Source organism: Oscillospiraceae bacterium CM (assembly GCA_022870705.1).
GTDB lineage: Bacteria > Bacillota > Clostridia > Oscillospirales > Oscillospiraceae > Sporobacter.
The window spans coordinates 1080211-1096990 of record CP072107.1 but is presented as its reverse complement, the minus strand read 5'-3'; the positions used below and the strand labels follow the sequence as shown (position 1 = coordinate 1096990).

Annotated in this window: 17 protein-coding genes and 1 other annotated feature; of the genes, 6 read left to right on the top strand and 11 right to left on the bottom strand. The window is 52.1% G+C overall.

Annotated features, from left to right (window positions below):
* Positions 1–30 precede the first annotated feature (30 nt).
* From IZU99_05485 to IZU99_05455, 7 genes are all read right to left on the bottom strand, one after another.
* The gene (locus IZU99_05485) at positions 31–1431 is read right to left on the bottom strand and encodes a diguanylate cyclase (protein ID UOO36748.1); all 1401 of its coding nucleotides are present in this window, start codon (positions 1429–1431) and stop codon (positions 31–33) included.
* A 209-nt stretch (positions 1432–1640) separates the two neighbouring features.
* Positions 1641–2372 carry a YebC/PmpR family DNA-binding transcriptional regulator gene (locus IZU99_05480; protein UOO36747.1) on the bottom strand — a complete coding sequence of 244 codons (732 nt, stop codon included), beginning with the start codon at positions 2370–2372 and terminating at the stop codon, positions 1641–1643.
* A 372-nt stretch (positions 2373–2744) separates the two neighbouring features.
* Positions 2745–4694: a cadmium-translocating P-type ATPase gene (gene cadA / locus IZU99_05475; GenBank protein UOO38695.1), complete on the bottom strand. Its 1950-nt coding sequence runs from the start codon at positions 4692–4694 to the stop codon at positions 2745–2747.
* Positions 4695–4853: 159 nt separating this feature from the next.
* Positions 4854–5309, bottom strand: a complete 456-nt coding sequence (locus tag IZU99_05470) for a hypothetical protein (protein ID UOO38694.1) — start codon at positions 5307–5309, stop codon at positions 4854–4856.
* 55 nt (positions 5310–5364) lie between these two features.
* Positions 5365–5928, bottom strand: a complete 564-nt coding sequence (gene efp, locus IZU99_05465; GenBank protein ID UOO38693.1) for an elongation factor P — start codon at positions 5926–5928, stop codon at positions 5365–5367.
* Positions 5929–5999: 71 nt separating this feature from the next.
* Entirely contained in the window at positions 6000–7064 is a 1065-nt protein-coding gene (locus tag IZU99_05460) for an aminopeptidase P family protein (GenBank protein ID UOO38692.1), read from the bottom strand.
* Positions 7065–7096: 32 nt separating this feature from the next.
* Positions 7097–7615 carry a YqeG family HAD IIIA-type phosphatase gene (locus tag IZU99_05455; GenBank protein UOO38691.1) on the bottom strand — a complete coding sequence of 173 codons (519 nt, stop codon included), beginning with the start codon at positions 7613–7615 and terminating at the stop codon, positions 7097–7099.
* Positions 7616–7774: 159 nt separating this feature from the next.
* Between IZU99_05455 and IZU99_05450 the strand changes: the two genes are divergently transcribed.
* Positions 7775–8551, top strand: coding sequence for a hypothetical protein (locus tag IZU99_05450; protein ID UOO38690.1), 777 nt, complete (start codon positions 7775–7777; stop codon positions 8549–8551).
* 22 nt (positions 8552–8573) lie between these two features.
* Here the strand turns inward: IZU99_05450 and IZU99_05445 are convergent, their stop codons facing one another.
* Entirely contained in the window at positions 8574–8750 is a 177-nt protein-coding gene (locus tag IZU99_05445) for a DUF951 domain-containing protein (GenBank protein UOO38689.1), read from the bottom strand.
* Positions 8751–8799: 49 nt separating this feature from the next.
* Positions 8800–10083 carry a replication-associated recombination protein A gene (locus IZU99_05440; GenBank protein ID UOO38688.1) on the bottom strand — a complete coding sequence of 428 codons (1284 nt, stop codon included), beginning with the start codon at positions 10081–10083 and terminating at the stop codon, positions 8800–8802.
* A 172-nt stretch (positions 10084–10255) separates the two neighbouring features.
* On the opposite strand from IZU99_05440, the gene IZU99_05435 reads away from it, so the two are divergent.
* The 3 genes from IZU99_05435 to IZU99_05425 all read left to right on the top strand — a co-directional run bounded on the left by IZU99_05435 (position 10256) and on the right by IZU99_05425 (position 11668).
* Positions 10256–10447, top strand: a complete 192-nt coding sequence (locus IZU99_05435) for a DUF3784 domain-containing protein (protein ID UOO38687.1) — start codon at positions 10256–10258, stop codon at positions 10445–10447.
* A 143-nt stretch (positions 10448–10590) separates the two neighbouring features.
* Positions 10591–11001 (top strand): hypothetical protein, encoded by a 411-nt coding sequence (locus IZU99_05430; GenBank protein UOO38686.1) that lies wholly within the window; start codon positions 10591–10593, stop codon positions 10999–11001.
* Between the two features lie 16 nt (positions 11002–11017).
* Positions 11018–11668 carry a hypothetical protein gene (locus IZU99_05425; GenBank protein UOO38685.1) on the top strand — a complete coding sequence of 217 codons (651 nt, stop codon included), beginning with the start codon at positions 11018–11020 and terminating at the stop codon, positions 11666–11668.
* A 79-nt stretch (positions 11669–11747) separates the two neighbouring features.
* Here the strand turns inward: IZU99_05425 and IZU99_05420 are convergent, their stop codons facing one another.
* Positions 11748–12983 (bottom strand): serine hydroxymethyltransferase, encoded by a 1236-nt coding sequence (locus IZU99_05420; protein UOO38757.1) that lies wholly within the window; start codon positions 12981–12983, stop codon positions 11748–11750.
* A 153-nt stretch (positions 12984–13136) separates the two neighbouring features.
* On the opposite strand from IZU99_05420, the gene nth reads away from it, so the two are divergent.
* Together nth and leuA are read left to right on the top strand one after the other, a co-directional pair.
* Positions 13137–13769, top strand: a complete 633-nt coding sequence (nth, locus tag IZU99_05415; protein UOO38684.1) for an endonuclease III — start codon at positions 13137–13139, stop codon at positions 13767–13769.
* Between the two features lie 51 nt (positions 13770–13820).
* Positions 13821–14051, top strand: a binding site (T-box leader).
* Between the two features lie 61 nt (positions 14052–14112).
* Positions 14113–15798: a 2-isopropylmalate synthase gene (leuA, locus tag IZU99_05410; GenBank protein ID UOO38683.1), complete on the top strand. Its 1686-nt coding sequence runs from the start codon at positions 14113–14115 to the stop codon at positions 15796–15798.
* Between the two features lie 60 nt (positions 15799–15858).
* On the opposite strand, the gene IZU99_05405 is transcribed toward leuA, so the two are convergent.
* Positions 15859–16779, bottom strand: a complete 921-nt coding sequence (locus tag IZU99_05405; GenBank protein UOO38682.1) for an elongation factor Ts — start codon at positions 16777–16779, stop codon at positions 15859–15861.
* Between the last annotated feature and the right edge of the window lies 1 nt (position 16780).

Here is a 16780-nt window from a genome sequence, read left to right as displayed (position 1 = left end):
GCACATCCTGCGTCCGTTTTTTATATGGCGTCAAAACTCGGCAATTTTCGTTTTCTCCAAATAATCGGCAAAACGCCGCTCGTAATTTTTGTGGTTCGTCTGCTTTTCTTCGTACATGCTTCTGTCAGCCGTAATCATCAGTTCATGGTAACTGGTCGCAGAGCGAAGATAGCCGACTGACCATCCTACTGAAATGCTCACCGGTGCGGACGACGTCTCCTTGTTATAGCTTTCAACGGTTGCGCGCAGCTTTTCACGTGCCGCTCTTGCCGACTTCGAGTCGCACGACGGCAGAATGACAACAAATTCATCGCCGCCGATACGCACGACAATTTCGTCGTCCTCAAAGCAGTTCGTCAATATGCTGCCCACGGCGACGAGCAGCGCGTCTCCGGCGTGATGGCCGCAATGATCGTTCACGAGCTTGAGCCCGTCAATATCGATGGTGATAAGCGCGACGGGATCATAGCGTCCTGCTGCAAAGCGCTCAAAGATCTCTTCGAGATACGCTCTGTTAAAAAGGCCTGTCAGCCTGTCGTGAAAGCTTAAAAACCGCAGCTGCTCCTCAAACTTCTTATTTTCCGTCATATCGTCAACGAGAATAATTGTCCCCGTAAATTTATTGCTGACATCGCGCATTTTATGAAACTTGACAAGCAGCGCGCGTTTTCCAAGCCGAGCCGAATTATAATCCAGCTCGATCGTTTTGACGGTCTTGTTCTCCCGTGAAAACTCTAAAAAAGGTTCATAGAGGAAGGGCAGCGCATCCTTAACATCTCGTTTATCACTGGCATCGAGATAATACGCCCTGTCGGGTGATAATGGGTCTTTGTCAAACAGGCGCATTGCCGCGTAATTGATATTGACGCACAAATGCGCCGCATCAAGCAGAATGGCCGGTGTCGGCATACTTTCAAAGATCGTTAAATATTTGTTTTTTTCGTTTGTCAAATCAATATTGCACGCCTGCATTTCCTGAAGAACCGTTTCAAACGGGTGCGAGACCCATTCCGCGCAAAAGGAGATTTCGTTTAAATCAAAAAATCGAATAATCCATTTTTCAAAGAGCGCTCTTTTTGAGGCATCGCCCACTGACTCGGCAACGAGGTCAATATAAACTTGCCTGTAGAGCTTCATCATCGACAAAAACATCTCCAGACGAATGCCTCTATTCCGGTGCCGAAGGGCTTCTTCCATCCCAAATTGCGCCTCGGGGTTGACCGTTTGAATCGACGATACCGTTATTTCAGAAAGTGTCTCGCTCACTGTTACCGATTTGGCCATTGCCTGGGAAAGACCGTTAATTGAGACGATCCACGGCTCTTCAAGTGTCGAGGTGAACGCCGTGAAACCAGCGCTTTTGGCAGAGTCAAGAATGCGTTTGACCAATTTTTCCTGATGATTCAGGATGAGCCCGATCAACTCACGCATAGAGATTCCTCCTTCTCTATCCGGCACCCTATAATATTCCATAATTGGTTGACATTACGTTATTTTAAACAATAACTTAATAATATATTTCAATATTATTGTCCATATTATACAACTGATTTGACGTTTTAGCAACTTATTTTTATTAATCCTTTGCTAAAATAATAAAAACAGCGCGCCCATTTGGGCGCGCCGGATAAATTTATACGTTATTCTTCCCAGTTGTGCCAGACGTTTTGGACGTCGTCATAGTCCTCCATGAGCTCCAGCATCTTCTCCATGTTCTTGACGTCGTCGGGATTTGTGAGCTTCACGGTGTTCTGCGGCACCATTTCAAGCTGCGCGGAGAGGAACTGATATCCCTTTTTCTCCAAGGCGTCTGCCACAGCATTAAAGCCGTCAACCGTTGTATAAATCTCAAAAGCACCCTCGCCCACCACGAAATCTTCGGCACCGGCATCGAGCACGTCCGTCATGACGGCGTCCTCTTCAAGCGCTTCATCCTCATTGTCGATGATGATAACGCCCTTGCGGTCAAACGACCAGGAGACGCAGCCGGTAGCGCCAAGGTTGCCTCCGTACTTATCAAAATAATGGCGGACCTCCGAGGCCGTTCTGTTGCGGTTGTCTGTCATGGCTTCCACAATAACGGCAACACCGGCCGGGCCGTAGCCTTCGTAGGTGATGCTTTCAAAATTATCACCGGCTCCGGAGCCGAGCGCCTTTTCAATTGTTCTCTTGATATTGTCATTGGGCATATTGGCCGCCTTTGCCTTTGCAATAACAGTGGCTAGGCGCGAATTGTTGTTTGGGTCCCCGCTGCCCCCTTCTTTAACGGCAACGATCATCTCTCGCGCTATCTTCGTAAAGGCCTGCGCGCGCTTGGCGTCGGCAGCGCCTTTTGTTTTTTGAATATTATGCCATTTGGAATGCCCCGACATGAAAACAACTCCTCAATAATTCTCTATCGACCCACACTATGAGCAACAGAGATTTTACCATAATTTCGACCGTCTAGCAAGCCTTTCTCACCGATGTTTTCAACAATTAAAGCAACGGCCCGCCTCCGTATAAAACACCACTATGTTGTGCACAATAGCGTTGAATCATTGAAGGAGGTGGCAGAATATGGCCTCAAAGGGAAAAAATCAGCAGGATATGAATAGCAACAATCAGCAAACACCGCAGCAAAATCGATCGGTCAATCAGACTGGCATGAATCAGCAACAGCAGCAGAAGAAAAACCCAAACGCCAAGTAAATACGTAAGCGGCGGCCATTGGCCGCCGCACTGTTTTTAGGTAACGCCATTTATTAGAAAGCCTCATCATCCACGGTTTCCCGGCTCTCTTTAGCGAGCAAGAGCGCGCGCAGATCTTTTAAGTGCAAGCCGAAGGCACGCGCGGCGTTAAAAACCGCAAAAATGCAAACCGCGGCGTCGATAAAAACGGCGAGCCAGACCGGAACAATACCAATCAAAATCGTCAGCAGGAGCAGTGCTTTAACACCAAGAAGCGCAATGATGCTTTGTGTTACTGTTTTTGCCGTTTCACGCGCCAATGTGACAGCCACGGGAATCTTGCTTGCCTCATCTGTCATCACAACGACGTCGGCAGGCTCAAAAACCTCCGAGCGGCCGAAACCGCCGAGCGTCACGGCGATATCCGCCATTTGAAACAGCGCGGCGTCGGCAACACCGTCGCCGACAAAGAGGAGCTTGTCCCCTTCCAACTGCATCTCACGCAGGCTCTTAAGACGCTTCTCCTTCTCATCCGGCAAACACTCGGCATGCAGCTCCCGTATGCCAAGAGATACCGCAACGTCGGCAGCGGCTTCTTTTTTGTCGCCGGTAAAAAGCGCGATTCTGTCAATCCCAAGGGCTTTTATATCCGCAATAGCTTTTTGAGAATCTGGTTTTAAATCATCGCGAAGCAATATGCGCCCGGCGTATTTCCCGTTGACGGCAATGTATACAACACTTGCCGGTGCTTGCGAAATGTCCGGCGTGATGCCGACTTCGGCCATCATGCGCTCGTTACCGGCTGTAACAGTGACGCTGCCGATTTGAACCTCGACACCGCGGCCGGGAAGCTCCCGATAATTGGAGGCCTTTGACTCGTCCGGCTCTGTACCCGCGGCAGCGGCAATGGAGCGGGCTATCGGATGATTTGAGAACATCTCGGCATACGCCGCCAGCAGAAAAAGGCGCTCACCTGAAATTTCATAGGCATGAATATCGGTGACCTGAAAGCGGCCTGTTGTCAAAACGCCCGTTTTATCGAAAATAACCGACGTCGTGTGTGCAACGGCATCTAAAATGCTGTGTCCTTTAAAGAGAATGCCGGACTGCAGCGCACGCGCAATGCCTGCGAAATATGTTATAGATACCAACGCGCTATAGACAGTACCGGAAGCGACAAAAAGCAGCGTGAGCGCCCTGTAGAGCCACGGGGTTATCGGCAAGCCGCCAATGAGCGGCACTGCAAGACCAATCAAGACGGCCAGAACGATGACGGCAGGCGTTAAGAGACCCGTCACACGCGCCAGGCGGCGCTCGGGCTTCGCTTTTCTCTCCGATGCTTCCTCGACAATGGCGGCAGTCTGTGCGACAAACGCATCGTCAAACGTCATCGTGACACGAACATTCAAAACGCCCGTGTTGTTCACGCTGCCCGAGGTCACAAGGCTGCCGTCCGTGACCGGCACAAGGCGCGTATCACCCGTGAAGGCAGACGTATCAAGCGCCGATTCGCCGCTGATGACAATCCCGTCAAATGCGAGAATCTCACCGGGTGCGACAGAGACGATATCACCGACCTGAACACGCCCGGCAGGGACGCGCGTGACAGCGCCGTTAATAACAGCATTGGCAGTCTCCGGCCGACGGTCGAGCCGGCTTTTAATATGCGTTGTTATTTTCTCCGTTATGATCTCCCGCAGAAGCGTCCCGGCTCTCAACATCAAAATTGCCGCAGCACCCGCACCGGCTTTGCCAATACAAAAAGCGGTAACGACACCAATTATGAAAAGCAGGTTTTTGTCAAGCGATCTTTTTTTAATAAGTCGAAAAATAGCTTCTAAAATCATGTCATACGTCGACAACAGAATGGAAGCGCCGAAAACGGCCTTTTTAACCCAGGCGGGTACAGGAACCGCCAAAGCTGCCACAAACAGTATAAAAGCACCCGTCAGACAGACAAATAAGACGATTTCGGGCGCTGGTTTAAGCCGCGTGATATTCAGTTTTTTCAAAATATTCTTCAAATTCCGATCCTCACACGATTTTCTTAAACACGCCGTGTTTACAAAATACGACGAATTCCGTCTGTTTGTCAAGTCGGATTTCTAGCATTTTTATACAAACAAGGAAAAAGCGCCTCCGGTTGCACCGGAGGCGCGATTGGGTCATCGTCGCCGGACTGCTTACTCGCCCTTTTCTTCTTCCTCGTCATCGAACTCGAACTCCAGCTTGTCGCCGCATTTCGGGCAGTCGACCGAGCCGTGTTCAAGGTCTGTCTCATCGATAACGATGTCCTCACCACAGGACGGGCATGTCACTTCATAGGCGATTTCATCACCGCAGCAGCAGTCATCCTCATCATCACAGCAGCAGTCACAGCCGTCTTCGTCGTCGTCTTCATAATCGTCGTCATCGTCATCGCCGAAAACGATCTCTTCAACATCGGCCAGATCGTCCGACAGGGCGTCAAGCTCATCGCCGATGTCAAGCGCGTTTTCACTGAGATCTTCAAGCTCCAGCGCAATGTCCTCAAGCGTATCTATGATAACCGAAATGAGTTTGTCTTCCTTTTTATCCGTGTCGAGCCCGAGCCCTTCCGCAAGACCTTTTAAATATGCCACTTTTTCAGAAACTGTCATTATGTGCCTCCTTCAGCTGTTAAACACCTTCGTATACTTAAATCGCTTTGCGATCTCAGCCCTTGGCGCGCTCCAAATATTCACCTGTTCTCGTGTCGATGCGGATCTTTTCGCCTTCGCTGATAAAGAGCGGCACCTTGACCTCCGCGCCCGTCTCAACCGTTGCCGGTTTTGTCACGTTCGTTGCCGTGTCACCTTTAAATCCCGGGTCGGTCTGCGTGATTACGAGCTCGACAAAGTTTGGCGGTTCGACATTGAAAACCTTGCCTTTGTAGGCATAAATCGTACACGGCATATTCTCCTTGACAAATTTAAAATTGTCACCGAGGATGCTGCCGTCAATCGGCTCAAGCTCAAAGCTCTCCATGTCCATAAAATAATACAGATTGCCGTCGTTATAACTGTATTCCATATCACGGCGCTCAACAAAAGCGTTTTCGAATTTGTCCGTCGGGTTAAACGACGTTTCAACAACAGCGCCCGTGATGACGTTTTTCATTTTTGTGCGGACAAATGCCGCGCCTTTGCCCGGTTTGACATGCTGGAATTCGACAACCTGCATAACCTTCCCGTCCATTTCAAAGGTTACGCCGTTTCTGAACTCACTTGCAGAAATCATTTTTTTTCCTCCCGTTTCGTGTCTGGTCTGCAGTTATTTTATCCGATGTCCACCACGTTTGCAAGGACAATTTATACAACGAGCAGTGTCTTCGGAAGGCTTGTCAGGTTTTCGCAGCCGTCCTGCGTGACGTAGACGACGTCCTCAATCCGGACGCCATAGCGGCCGGGGATATAGACACCCGGCTCAGCTGAAAGGACGGCGCCGGCCGGTATGACCCCGTCAAACGACGGCGCGGCCGACGGGGACTCATGCACGTCTAACCCGACGCCATGGCCAAAGCCGTGTGTAAAGTATGTGCCATAGCCGCTTTTCTCCAGCACGCGGCGGGCAGCCGCGTCAATATCGCACCCGCGTACCCCGGCGCGTACGGCGGCAATCCCTGCTTCCTGCGCGTTTAAGACAGCATGATAAATTTTTTGCATTTCTGCGTCCGGCTGCCCGACGCAGAGCGTGCGCGTCGTGTCGGAGCACCAGCCGTCTTTTTTCACGCCGAAATCGAGCGTCAGAAAGCCCTTTTGGATTTTCGCGTCGCTTGGAGCGCCGTGCGGCAGGCTTGAGCGCGGGCCGGAAACAACGATGGGGTCAAACGATTTGTCGTCTGCGCCATTTTTTAAAAACTGGCAGACAAGCTCGGCGGCAAGCTCTTTTTCCGTGATATCTGCCCCAACAAGCGGCAGAATTTCCTCAAATGATTTTTCCGCAATACGCTGCGCGGCAATCATAAAAGCAAGGTCTTCCCTGCTTTTAACGGCGCGCAGATCGTCAACAAGCCTGCTGGAGGCGACGAGCAGCGGATCGAGCTTCTTTTGCCACTCGGCGTGTTCAGAAACAGTCATCGTCGCATCTTCGAAGCCAAGTGAGCGGATGGCGTTATCCGCACAAATTTCGTTGAGCTGCTTTGCATACGGTGCTTCCCGGCCGACCGCCAAAACTGCGGCGTCCCCTATCTGCGCTTTGGCCGCCTCAAAATACCGGCTATCCGTCAAAAACCACGCTTTTTCCGCTGCCACCAGACAGACGCCCGCCGTTGAGGGAAAGCCCGTCGCGTAAAAGCGAGCAGTTGCGCTTGTTAGCAGCACGGCGTCTGTGCCGCTGTTTTTAACGGCAGCCTGAATTGTCTGTAAATGCGTCACAGCGCTCTCCCCCTTGCGCAAAAAAGCGCATCTTATTCCGCTGTTTTTTGCTGCCCCATTTTATTGCGGCACATAGCCCGGAAGGGCGCTTCCAGCCAGTAGCGCAGGTTGAGCACAGGGTTAATGAGCCGGATTGGCTCGACAATGATGGATGTGATACCGGCGGCGTTGGCGGCAATGATGTCGGTATAGACCTGATCACCGGCGAGGGCCGTTTCCGACCGATGACGACCCAAGCGCGCGAGCGCCTTATTGACGCCGGTGACGAACGGCTTGTTGGCACCCTTGATGTAGTCAACGCCAAACGCGGCGGCAAGGCTTTCAACGCGTTTTGATTTTCTGTTGTTCGTCACGATAAAGAGGTCAACACCGCTGTCACGGACGTTTTCCGCCCACGCGGCGATTGATGCCGTTGGTTCCAAAGTACCGTACGGCGCCATCGTATTGTCAAGGTCCAGCAGGAGCAAAGTAATGCCGTGCCGCCTGAGAAATTCGGGCGACACATCACAAATGCTTTTAAAAGAGAAGTCCGGTACCAGTGAAAAACTCATATAAGACACCTATTTATCATACTTTATAGTATATCAAGTCGCGCCCTTTTTAACCGGCTAATACCGGTCAGACGGCAGACGAATGCGGCACATTGAGCATGCGCCGAGCGTTTTGAATAATACTGTTTGATTCTACCACGTTCTGGGAGGCAGGAACAATTGGATAATAACACAAATATTTTCATTGCCGCGCCGCCGGAGTTCATTGAATCAGCCGGTCGGAGCGGCCTGACTGTCGCTCACATGATTTATCGGATCGGCCGTGGTTACCGGCTATATCGGGCGCAAGGCGCGGAGGTCAAAAACGGCGGGGTGATGGTGCTCGATACAGACGGGTTCACGGGCGGCGGGCCGGTATCCGAACTAGTTGCCGAAATCCTCACCGAATGCGCGCGGCACAATTTCACGGGTATTGTCTTGGAAACGGGCGATAAAGCGCCGCCAGCCGCCGCCTCTTTGGCTGTTCGACTTTCGGCGGCAGCCGCCGAACAGTCCCTCACGCTTTATATTCAGGAAGCACTCGCACCGGCCTGCCCAACGGGCGTTGTGCTCATTCAGTCGGCGCTGTCCGGCGGGCGGCTTTCTGACCATCTCGGTGACGCCGTCACGCGGTACGGGGCGCATCGTGTCGCCTTGGAAATTGAGCGCGTTAAAATGGACTTTCTTGTTCCGGCCGTCACCGGGGCAGGACGGGCACTCGCACCGGGCGAATTTGAAGCGCTTTTGGCGGAGTACAAGCCGCAGACCTTTTTATCGAATGACCTATGTGCCAATTATTTTACATACCGCAATAAAAAAGGCACACATTTTGTCTTATTCGATACAGCCGCCAGCATTCGGCGCAAGCTCGCCGTCGCGCAGCGCCTTGGCATCACGACAGCGTTTCTCTACTACCCGCATGTTTCTGATCTTCTTGGTAAGATTTTAGAGCCTTAGGATTCATTCGGGACTAGATCAGCTACCGCTCGATTTTTTTGATGTTTTTTTCGATATTGCTCCGTGCGCTCATGATTTCGTGCCCGCAGCCGGTGCAACGCAGCTTGAAATCGGCCCCGATACGCAGCACCTGCCAAGTGAAAGCGCCGCACGGGTGCTTTTTTTTCATTGTGACGACATCGCCGACTTGGACGTCCATACGCGCCTCCCATTTGAGCGTGGAATTTGTTTTTTTTGCGTAGGGGCGATTATGAATCGCCCGCCAATCTATCCCCATTCATGATTAAGTCCCAGTATTTCTTCGCGGCCTGCTCTGTTTTATTGTCGCCGTACTCATAATATGTCGTGTTTTTGATCGTGTCCGGCAGATACTGCTGCGCGACCCAGTGATTCGGATAGCTGTGCGGATATTTGTAATTCTGTCCGCGCTCCATGCCGGTCGAATCGGCGTGAACGTTTTGGAGTTCGCGCGGAACCTCACCGCTCTTCCCCTTTCGGATATCCTCGAGCGCGGCGTCGATGGCGAAATAAGCGCTGTTTGATTTTGGCGCCGTCGCTAAGAGGACGGCGGCCTCGGCCAGCGGTATCCGTGCCTCCGGCAGGCCGAGCTGAAACGCGCTGTCCACGCAGGCTTTGACGATGGCAATGGCCTGCGGGAATGCCAAGCCGATATCCTCCGCGGCGATAACGAGCAGGCGACGGCACGGCGAAATGAGGTCCCCCGCCTCTAAAAGACGGGCTAAATAATGCACCGCCGCGTCCGGGTCGGAGCCTCGGATCGACTTTTGAAGCGCCGAGAGAATATCGTAATGGCTGTCGCCGTCCCTGTCGTAGCGCATAGCGCTGCGCTGCGTCAGCGCGCTGGCATCGTCAAGCGTGATTCGGACAATGCCGTCTTTTTCCGCCGAGGCCGCATATAACAGCTCGACGGCAGACAGCGCTTTGCGAACGTCGCCGCCGCAGGCGCTTGATACGTGCGCAACAACACCGTCTTCCGGCTGAATCGTCACGTGATCGCGCCTTTCAAGATAGCCGAGCGCCCGCAAAACGGCCGGGCGGACATCCGCTGCCGTCACCTCCTTGAATTCAAAAACGGTGCTGCGGCTTAATAGCGCGTTATAGACGTAGAAATAGGGGTTTTCCGTCGTTGAAGCGATGAGGGTAATTTTCCCGTTTTCGATATACTCTAAAAGCGTCTGTTGCTGCTTTTTGTTGAAATATTGGATTTCGTCGAGATATAGAAGCACGCCGTTTGGCGCGAGCAGTGTGTCAAGGTCGGCGATGATGCTTTTTATATCGCCGGAACTCGCTGTTGTGGCGTTGAGCTTGTGAAACGATCTGCCGGACGCGCGCGCAATGATATTAGCCACCGTCGTCTTTCCTGTGCCGGACGGGCCGTAAAAGATCATATTCGGAATTGTGCCACTGTCAATGATACGGTGCAGCAGGCCTTTTTGACCCAGAATGTGTTTCTGCCCTACGACGTCGTCGAGCGTTTCGGGGCGCATTTCATCCGCAAGCGGCCTGTCCATACGATCATCACCTTTCACAGTCAAATCTACCTGAGATGCACAGAAATAGCAACTGAATCTTTTGCGGTCATAGAATGCTTGAATGCCTAAGATTTGCATTTCATAATCGTTGATGCTAATATGTATTTATTGTAACTGACACCATATTTACCTAAAAGAGTTGGAGGTTATTATGATCTTATTCTGGGTTGTGATTGGCGTCACTTTCATCTCCTCGGTTTTATTGTTTTTTGGAAAGGGCAGTTGGCTCATCGCCGGATATAACACGGCAAGTCCCGCGGAAAAGGCAAAATATAATCAAAAAAGTTGTCCCGGGCCGTTGGTATCGAGTTATTCTTTGTTGATTTGGCGACGGTTTTTTTAATCGTGTTACATAATGTGACATACTCGATCCTTTACATTATCCTGCTTGCGTGTTCCGTTATTTTTTTAATGATGTACACCAACAAAAAATGCCTCGCTCAAGGGCGTGACATCAGTTCTCAACCCGCACCAAACAAAAAAAATATGATCGTTTTAATTATCGTCTCGATTTTTATTTTGCTGACCGTCGGCGGTTCCGTCGCCTTGGTTGTTTACGGCGGTAGTGCGCCTGTCTATTCTATATCGTCAACTGACCGGACGTTTACAATTAAATCCATGTACGGCAAAACACTCAATCTTGCGGATATCAAAAGCGTTGACCTAAAAGAAACTTTGCCAGGCAATTTGAAACGGACGAATGGCTACGGAGGAGCTGGTACTGTTACAAAAGGCTATTGCAGCTCCGATATCGGCGACGTTTTAGTCTTTGTCGATTCATCTATCTCTCAATATATTTACCTCACAACAACGACAGAAATCATAATATTTAATAACCACGATATCGTCCAGACGAAAGCGCTGTATGACGAACTTGTTGCGGCGATAGCTCAATAAATTTCGGGTGAATCCTATGAAATACGATCCTGACATTCATCACAGACATTCTATCCGATTAAAATCATTCGATTATGCATCGGCCGCTTCCTATTATATAACGATTTGCACCATGAACCGAGCGTGTTTATTTGGTGAGGTTAACGTAGGGGCAGACCTTGTGTCTGCCCACGTCGTTTTGAACACGGCTGGGAAAATGATCGAAGACGTCTGGATGGAAACAATCGCTTCTTTTCCATGTGTATCATCACCCGAATTCATACTCATGCCAAACCACTTGCATTGTATATTAACTATTGCAAGGGCAGACACAAGGTCTGCCCCTACGATGGTGGCACAGGCAGACACAAGCTCTGCATTTACGATGCCGGCACAGGCAGACACAAGCTCTGCATTTACGATGCCGGCACAGGCAGACACAAGGTCTGCCCCTAAGATGACGGTTGGGAAAATTATTCAAGTTTTTAAATCAAAGTCAACTGTAAACTATATTCGAGGCATTAATAGTGGCATCTTCGAAGGATTCGAAAAGAGACTCTGGCAGAGAAACTACTACGAACATATCATTCGTGATGAAAAAGACTACCTATCAAAGTGCAACTATATCCGGCAAAATCCATGCCGATGGACGGACGATGAATATCATGCCGGGACATCTGGAAAGTAGGGGCAGACCTTGTGTCTGCCCAGAATTTAAAATTCAAAAACGGGCGGGATTGCTCCCGCCCGTTTAGTGCCTACTGTTATTAATTGTACAACGGATATTTTTCCGTGAGCTGACTCACCTCACTGCGGATATAGTCGGCCTTGTTATTGTAATCCGAGGCTGTGAGGAAAATGAGCTCGGCGACCTTTTTCATGTCCTCTTCCATAAACCCGCGACCGGTGACGGCCGGTGTGCCGAGGCGGATGCCGCTTGTGAGCGAGGCGTTCTGCGGGTCGTTCGGAATCTTGTTTTTGTTGGCTGTAATGTAAACGGTGTCTAAAAGCTTTTCCATGTCTCGCCCCGTGACGTTGAATTTGCGCAGGTCAACGAGCATCAGGTGATTGTCCGTTCCGCCGGAGACAAGATCAAAGCCGTAGCCCAAGAGGGCTTCCGCCAGCGCCTTGGCGTTTTTGCGGATCTGCTGCTGATACGTTTTATATTCGGGCTTGAGCGCTTCGCCGAAAGCGACGGCTTTGGCGGCAACGATGTGCATCAGGGGGCCGCCCTGCGCGCCCGGGAATACGGCGCTGTTGATTTTTTTGGCAAGAGCCTCATCGTTTGTCATAATGAGGCCACCCCGGGGGCCGCGCATTGTTTTATGCGTCGTCGTCGTCACAATGTCGGCGTACGGCACGGGCGACGGATGCTCACCGGCGGCAACGAGGCCTGCAATATGGGCAATGTCAACCATGAGTGACGCGCCAACTTCCTTGGCGATTTCCGAAAACGCCTTAAAGTCGATAATACGGGGATAGGCTGAGGCACCGGCAACGATCATCCGCGGCTCATGCTTCTTGGCCAGCGCGCGCACCTCGTCGTAATCAATAAGGTTTGTGTCGGGCGTGACGCCGTAGGAGACGATGTTATAATATTTGCCGGAAAAGTTAGCCGGGCTGCCGTGCGACAGATGGCCACCGTGGTCGAGGTTCATGCCGAGCACCGTATCGCCCGGTTTCGTGAGCACCATGTAGGCCGCGTAGTTTGCGGAGACGCCGGAATGCGGCTGGACGTTGACGAAATTCGCGCCAAAAATCTTTTTTGCGCGCTCGATGGCAATCGTCTCCACCACATCGACTTCCTCACAGCCGCCGTAATAACGGTGGCCGGGATAGCCTTCGGCATATTTATTCGTCAAAACTGTTCCGGCGGCAAGCAGCACAGGCTCCGTGACACAGTTTTCAGAAGCAATCAGTTCAATATTGCGGCGCTGGCGGGCAAATTCCTTTTCAATTGCCGCACCGACCTCCGGGTCGTAATCGGAAATCGCGGCCATCATCTCTCGAATCACGGGTCTTCCTCCAATAACATAAAATTAAGGACATTATATAGAACTTCCGCCGCTTTTTCAACACATAATTCTGTAAAATGAGTGGCTTTTCAACAGGTGTCATGCTATGATCGGATTAAATATTCTTTTTGGAGATTTTTTATGACCGGTCAAAACGCCATACAAGATATCATCCGTGTTCTGGCATCATTATACCCCGACGCGACCTGCTCGCTGCACTATAAAAAGGACTACGAGCTTCTGTTCGCCACACGCCTGGCCGCCCAGTGTACGGACGAGCGCGTCAACAAAATTACACCGGCTTTTTACGCAGCGTTCCCGACACTCGGTGCGATCGCCAATGCCAACATTGAAGATGTTGAACGCTATATTCACTCCTGCGGCTTTTATCATGCCAAAGCGCGCGATATCGTTGCCGCCGCGCAGATGCTCGTTCGTGATTTTTCCGGACGTGTCCCCGATACGATGGAGGCTTTGCTGAAACTACCTGGTGTCGGGCGCAAAACGGCCAACCTCATCCTCGGCGACGTCTATAAAAAACCGGCCATCGTCGTCGACACGCACTGCATCCGGCTGTCGAACCGGCTCGGTCTTGTCGACACGGAGGACCCGGTTAAAATCGAGTCGGCCCTGCGCGCGCTTTTGCCGCCGGATGAATCGTCCGACTTCTGCCACCGCCTCGTGCTGCACGGGAGAGCCGTCTGCACAGCGCGGCGGCCCGACTGCGCCGCGTGCCCCTTGCGTCCCTATTGCCGGACAGGCAGCATCATTTGAGCGCAAAAAACGGTCTTGACAACGCCAATAAATTTTAGTAATGTTATAATATTAAAGACGCTGAAGGGAACAAGACATTTTGACGTGACTTCAGAGAGCCGCCGGTTGGTGCGAGGCGGCACACCGATAAATGTGTATAGCTCATCCCGGAGTCGCCTGCCCGACATGTAGGGTGGGACGGTTGGCCTCGTTATCGGCACAGACCTTGCCAGAGGTCACGAGGGCACCGGCGCAAGCCGCTGCCGAACCGGGGTGGTACCGCGTGAATGTCACGCCCCCGACGATTGTATCGTCGGGGGCGTTTTGATTTCCCCGACAGCCATGACTGTAAGGAGGAACCAGCATGAAAACAGCACACGAAAAGTATATCCCCTTCAAGCCCGAAGTGATGACCACGCGCGCGTGGCCCTCCAAGGTGCTCACAAAAGCGCCCGACTGGTGCAGCGTTGACCTGCGAGACGGCAACCAGGCGCTTATCGACCCCATGAATCTCTCTGAAAAACTTGACTACTTCAAAATGCTCGTCGACATCGGCGTTAAAGAAATCGAGGTTGGCTTCCCTTCGGCCTCCGAAACGGAATATGAAATCCTCCGAACGCTCATCGACGGCGGCCACATCCCGGATGACGTGACGATTCAAGTTCTCGTTCAGGCGCGCGAGCACCTCATTAAAAAGACGTTTGACGCCGTTCATGGCGCTAAAAACGTTATTATTCACTTCTATAACTCGACATCGACACTCCAACGCAAGGTCGTTTTTAAAACCGACATGGACGGCATTATCAAAATCGCCGTCGACGCCGCCGCCCTCATCCGTGATTTAAGCCGCCCGGCGATTGACAGCGGCATGAACATCCGCTTCGAATATTCCCCGGAGAGCTTTTCAGGAACAGAGATGGACAACGCCGTCAAAATCTGTGAGGCTGTCATGACGGCGCTGGGCGCAACGCCGGAAAACCCCGTCATTTTGAATCTGCCGTCCACCGTTGAGGGCAGCATGCCGAACCAGTACGCCGATCAGATCGAGTACTTCATCAGCCGCCTGCCGAACCGCGACGCGGCCATCATCAGCATTCATCCCCATAACGACCGCGGTACCGGCGTCGCCGCAGCGGAGCTTGCCATGCTGGCGGGTGCCCAGCGCGTTGAGGGCACGCTCTTCGGCAACGGCGAGCGCACCGGCAACGTCGACCTCGTGACGCTGGCGATGAATATGTATTCTCAGGGCATTGACCCGAAGCTCGACTTGTCGGACATCACGAAAATCCGGGCGCTGTACGAAAAGTGCACGCGCCTGCCCGTCCACCCGCGCCATCCGTACGCCGGCGACCTCGTTTTTACGGCGTTTTCCGGCTCGCATCAGGACGCCATCAATAAAGGATTTAAGTATATGAAAGAGTCCGGCACGGAATACTGGGAAATCCCCTACCTCCCCATCGATCCCGCCGACGTCGGCCGTCGCTTTGAGCCGATCGTCCGCATCAACAGCCAGTCCGGCAAGGGCGGCACGGCGTTTATCATGGAGCACAATTTTGGGTTTGAACTGCCAAAGGCCATGCAGGCCGAGTTTTCTGCCGTCGTTCAGAAAGAGAGCGACCATGTTGGCAAGGAACTCCTGCCCGAGCGCATTTTTGAGCTGTTTAAACAGGAATATCTGAATCTTGACGCCCCGTACCGCCTCGTCCGGCACGCTTTTTCGGAGTCCTCGGAGGAAAACGAGCAATCAACCGTTCGCTTTTCCGGGACGATGATACACAAGGACACGACCTTTGAGATCAGCGGCGAGGGCAACGGCCCGGTTGATGCCTTCTTTAACGCCATCCGCGGCCAGAAAATGGATCGCTTAACGTTTGTCGACTACAAGGAGCACGCCATCTCAGACGGTTCCGACTCGCAGGCTGTGGCGTATATCCAGCTGCGCGACGAGGCCGGTCATGACTTTTTCGGCGTCGGCATGTCCCCAAACATTAACCTCGCACCCCTGCGCGGCATCATCAGCGCCATCAACCGTGCATCAAAAAAGGCCTAGTGCACAATAACACAAAGCAGCCGCCGGTTAAAACCGGCGGCTGCTAATTTTATCTGATGCTTACTGAACGAGCTTGGAGATCTCGTCGGCGAAGTTTTCCTGCTTCTTCTCGATGCCCTCGCCTTTTTCAAAGCGCGTAAACGCCTTGACGGTAATCGTGCCGCCGAGCGCCTTGGCTGTCTGCGCTACGTGCTGCTCAACGGTAATCTTATCGCCCTTGACAAAGGCCTGCTGCAGGAGGCAGTTTTCCTCATAGAATTTGCCGACGCGGCCCAGAACCATCTTTTCAATGATGTTTTCAGGCTTGTTGGCGTTCTTCGGGTCTTCCTTCGCCTGAATCATGAGGATTTCTTTTTCCTTGTCAAGAACGGTCTGGTCAACGTCCGACTTGTCTCTGTAAGTGGGGTTCATCGCCGCGATCTGCATGGCAATGTCCTTGCCAAGCGCCGTAACGGCGTCCATGTCGGCAATGCCTGAAACGTCCATATTAACCATAACGCCGATTTTGCCGCCCGCGTGAACGTAAGGCACGCAGACGCCTTCGGTGTACCGGATAAAGCGGCGCGTTGTGATGTTCTCGCCGATGACGAGCACCATCTCCTGCTGCATCTCCTGAACCGTTTTGTCGGAACCGGGATACTTGGAAGCCAAAAGCGCCTCAAGGTCGGCCGGTGCATTTTTGGCGACAGCCTCGGCAACGCCCTTTACGAAATCGACAAACTTCTCGTTCTGCGCGACAAAGTCTGTCTCCGCATTGACTTCGACAACGACGCCAATGTTATCAATAACAGCTGAATAGGCCATGCCTTCAGCGGCAATGCGGCCTGCTTTTTTCTGTGCGGCGGCGAGACCCTTTTCGCGCAGCCAGTCAATGGCCTTCTGCATATCGCCGTCGGATTCCGTCAGCGCTTTTTTGCAGTCCATCATGCCGACGCCCGTCAGTTCACGGAGCTCTTTAACGTCCTGTGCGGAAAATGCCATC

Bases quoted from the DNA above. Each gene is read 5' to 3' on its own strand.
- IZU99_05485 (UOO36748.1), bottom strand. From the start codon at position 1,431: ATGCGTGAGTTGATCGGGCTCATCCTGAATCATCAGGAAAAATTGGTC.
- IZU99_05480 (UOO36747.1), bottom strand. From the start codon at position 2,372: ATGTCGGGGCATTCCAAATGGCATAATATTCAAAAAACAAAAGGCGCT.
- IZU99_05470 (UOO38694.1), bottom strand. From the start codon at position 5,309: ATGACAGTTTCTGAAAAAGTGGCATATTTAAAAGGTCTTGCGGAAGGG.
- efp (UOO38693.1), bottom strand. From the start codon at position 5,928: ATGATTTCTGCAAGTGAGTTCAGAAACGGCGTAACCTTTGAAATGGAC.
- IZU99_05455 (UOO38691.1), bottom strand. From the start codon at position 7,615: ATGAGTTTTTCACTGGTACCGGACTTCTCTTTTAAAAGCATTTGTGAT.
- IZU99_05445 (UOO38689.1), bottom strand. From the start codon at position 8,750: ATGGACGTCCAAGTCGGCGATGTCGTCACAATGAAAAAAAAGCACCCG.
- IZU99_05440 (UOO38688.1), bottom strand. From the start codon at position 10,083: ATGGACAGGCCGCTTGCGGATGAAATGCGCCCCGAAACGCTCGACGAC.
- IZU99_05435 (UOO38687.1), top strand. From the start codon at position 10,256: ATGATCTTATTCTGGGTTGTGATTGGCGTCACTTTCATCTCCTCGGTT.
- IZU99_05430 (UOO38686.1), top strand. From the start codon at position 10,591: ATGATCGTTTTAATTATCGTCTCGATTTTTATTTTGCTGACCGTCGGC.
- IZU99_05425 (UOO38685.1), top strand. From the start codon at position 11,018: ATGAAATACGATCCTGACATTCATCACAGACATTCTATCCGATTAAAA.
- IZU99_05420 (UOO38757.1), bottom strand. From the start codon at position 12,983: ATGATGGCCGCGATTTCCGATTACGACCCGGAGGTCGGTGCGGCAATT.
- nth (UOO38684.1), top strand. From the start codon at position 13,137: ATGACCGGTCAAAACGCCATACAAGATATCATCCGTGTTCTGGCATCA.
- leuA (UOO38683.1), top strand. From the start codon at position 14,113: ATGAAAACAGCACACGAAAAGTATATCCCCTTCAAGCCCGAAGTGATG.
- IZU99_05405 (UOO38682.1), bottom strand. From the start codon at position 16,779: ATGGCATTTTCCGCACAGGACGTTAAAGAGCTCCGTGAACTGACGGGC.